A 1,221-nucleotide genomic window follows, 5' to 3' on the forward strand; every position below is an offset into this window, starting at 1 on the left:
CAGGGGAAAGATACCCTAGCGCGCCATGCATACGCTTGCGGTTGTAATAGAACTCAATGTACTGGTAGATGGCAGTATAAGCCTCTTCCGGCGTCTTAAAACGAGGGTTGCAGTAGATGAGTTCCTTCTTTAAAATACTGTGCCATGACTCAATACAGGCGTTATCATAACAGTTGCCTCGGCGGCTCATGCTTGATTCCATTCCGTATGATTTTAGTTGCTCCACGTATTCTTTTGACGTGTATTGAGAGCCGCGATCCGAGTGATGGAGTAATCCCGGAGCGGGGCGTTTGGCCTTGTAAGCTTCCTCCAGTGCACCCATCACCAAACTGGTTTCCATATGGTTATATAGACGCCAGCCTACAATTTCACGTGTGCACAAATCCAGAACGCTGGCGAGATATAGACGACCTCCTCGGCAAGGAATGTAGGTGATGTCGGAAACCCATACCGTGTTCGGTTTGGTCGTTTTAAATTGCTGATTCAGCGTATTGGGCGCAAGGGGATGGTCGTGTTTGGAATCCGTCGTCTGAACGCGATATTTGGGCATGACCACAGAACGTAGATTCATTTGACGCATGTATATACTGACGGTACGGGAAGAGATTCGCAACCCTTCTAAATGGAGCAGATACGTAATTTTAGGGCTTCCACACCGCATCTGGTGGTCGTAAAAATGATACCGAATACGCTTCATGACCTCGTCTTTACGGTTCTGCCGCATGCTGGTTCGGTCCATTCGCCATTTGTAATATCCGCTCCGTGATACTTGAAAGGTACTGCACATCTTCTCCAAAGAAAACTCGGAGCGGTGGTCTTCCACAAACTGAAATCTTAGCTCTTTGGTTTGCTGAAGATGTGCACTGCTTTTTTTACAATCGCCAGTTCTTCTTGTGTATCCGCAAGCGTGTGCTCTTTCTCTTGAAGCAACCGGCGCATCTCTTGAAGCTCTGCTTCCAGTTCCTTCACTCGATCTACGCTGGCAACAGGCTCATGTTTTAGTTCGCGGTACTTACTCATCCATTGGTGCAACGTACTTTTTGGGATGTTGAGTTCTTCTGCCAAATCTCCAAGTGTCTTCGTCTGCTCTTGAATGAATTTGACCGTTTGTTTCTTGAATTCTTCGTTATATCGTTGCCGCTGTTCTCCCATGTGGACACCTCCGTTAGTCTTATTATCCTTCCGTCCGTTAACGGGTGTCCACTTTTTATTCTAGCTCCA

Annotated in this window: 2 protein-coding genes; both read right to left on the minus strand. The window is 47.1% G+C overall.

What is annotated here, in order from left to right:
• Positions 1-823, minus strand: an 823-nt coding sequence (locus tag OM416_RS31690; RefSeq protein ID WP_264936342.1) for an IS3 family transposase, incomplete at its 3' end; no start/stop codon positions are given.
• 11 nt (positions 824-834) lie between these two features.
• A complete protein-coding gene (locus tag OM416_RS31695; RefSeq protein ID WP_036673079.1) occupies positions 835-1,152 on the minus strand; it encodes a transposase in 318 nt (105 codons plus the stop codon).
• Positions 1,153-1,221: the final 69 nt, after the last annotated feature.

The organism is Paenibacillus sp. LS1 (assembly GCF_026013365.1).
GTDB lineage: Bacteria > Bacillota > Bacilli > Paenibacillales > Paenibacillaceae > Paenibacillus.